Origin of the sequence: Nonomuraea sp. 10N515B, from assembly GCF_052245915.1 — a bacterium.
GTDB lineage: Bacteria > Actinomycetota > Actinomycetes > Streptosporangiales > Streptosporangiaceae > Nonomuraea.
On the sequence record NZ_JBQQBQ010000199.1, the window covers coordinates 1 to 1343 of the forward strand.

The 1343-nt window shown below is 64.4% G+C and carries 3 protein-coding genes; 2 read left to right on the plus strand and 1 reads right to left on the minus strand.

What is annotated here, in order from left to right; translation table 11 throughout:
- Nucleotides 1-122: 122 nt before the first annotated feature.
- Nucleotides 123-389 carry a GntR family transcriptional regulator gene (locus ACTWQA_RS59000; RefSeq protein WP_443167498.1) on the minus strand — a complete coding sequence of 89 codons (267 nt, stop codon included), beginning with the start codon at nt 387-389 and terminating at the stop codon, nt 123-125.
- 96 nt (nt 390-485) lie between these two features.
- On the opposite strand from ACTWQA_RS59000, the gene ACTWQA_RS59005 reads away from it, so the two are divergent.
- Nucleotides 486-704: a hypothetical protein gene (locus ACTWQA_RS59005; protein WP_443167499.1), complete on the plus strand. Its 219-nt coding sequence runs from the start codon at nt 486-488 to the stop codon at nt 702-704.
- Nucleotides 701-997 (plus strand): hypothetical protein, encoded by a 297-nt coding sequence (locus ACTWQA_RS59010; protein ID WP_443167500.1) that lies wholly within the window; start codon nt 701-703, stop codon nt 995-997. The genes ACTWQA_RS59005 and ACTWQA_RS59010 overlap by 4 nt, the downstream gene beginning before the upstream one ends.
- Nucleotides 998-1343: the final 346 nt, after the last annotated feature.

The following is a 1343-nucleotide window of genomic DNA, read 5'->3' on the forward strand; positions in this document are numbered from 1 at the left end:
AGGGCTACTCCACCGCTACATGCGGCACATGAACGGGCACATCGTGTCACCGTTTCGTCGCCAGCCGGAGCCCCCACCTCAGCCACAACCCCGATGCCTCGTCGGGCTGGGGCGAAGCCCCGTTAGTTGCTGGAGGGATTGTCGCTGGTAGTGCTGGACTCGGTGCGCTGGCCGACGAAGCTGCCCAGGTTGGGGATCGTGTAGATGAGCTTTTCGTCGCGCAGTCGCTGCATGGCCTTGCGGAGCGTGCCGCGGGCCACGCCGAACTCCTGCATCAGCCGCACCTCGGACAATAGGTGCTTGGGCGGGTAGGTGCCGTCGCTGATCCGCTGGCGGAGTATGTCGGCGACCTGCTCCCACCTGAAGCGATCGGGCTCGAACTCAATCACTCTCTAACCATAGAAATACCTGCACATACAGCTCCTTCCAGCCCATGTCTTGGCATGGCATGGACAGGCTTGTACAGGCCTAGCTACCATGGCTTTATGGTGAGACCCAGCTATGACCTCGACGTGCTTCGCGCGGCGTTCCCTGCTTGGTCGGTCTTTCGCAGTGATGCGGGCGTGTTCTATGCGACCCGGCGCGGTGTCCGGCTGCGGGATGCCGACATCGACAAGGGGCTGCGGCAGACGGTGAGCGCGGAGGACGCGGAGACCTTCGTGTCCCTGCTACATGACCAGGGCCGGATGGCGGTGGGGTCGTGAGACGACTTCCTCCCTCGCACTTCGACTACCACAGCCTGCACGTCGCGGACCCGCAGGCAGATGCCGTACGGGTGAAGTGGTCGCCAAGCTTTCCCCGCGCTGACCGCCTGCGGGTCCGCGAGCACACCTGCATCTGTACGTTCCCGATGTTCGAGTTGTGTACGGCGGCCGGCTTGTGGTTCGTGCGCCGCATCCCGGACGAAAGCTCCACAGGCATCGTCGAGAGCCCGTGGATGTCCGCCCCCGCTGCCCGCGATCTCTGGCTGCAGGTCGTGACCGGTCAGGCGGAATGAGACGGGTGGGGTGGACATTGCGTTGACACACGTTCGCCGTCAAGATCAACGGCGGCAGCGACATACGCTGCGACGACAAGGAGCGTCGATGCGCTGTCGGAGTGCTGCTCGCGGATTCGCGCGACCTCTGGCCTGTTCGCCGAAAGCTGCCGGAACCGGGAGCGCTGGTCGCGGGTCGCAAGCCGTAAGCAACCGAGCCTCAAATCGCCGCAGCGATCGTCAGAGGGCGTTACGCGAGGCGAAGTCCATGATGTCGCAGTGTGATCGGATGGATTTGTAGCGTTACCGCCCGTCGGCGGGCTGCCCTGTGCTGGGATAGCCGGGTGAGCGAGCGCAAGCCGTACCC

Coding starts and splice junctions, on each gene's coding strand:
- ACTWQA_RS59005 (WP_443167499.1), top strand. CDS start 486: ATGGTGAGACCCAGCTATGACCTCGACGTGCTTCGCGCGGCGTTCCCT.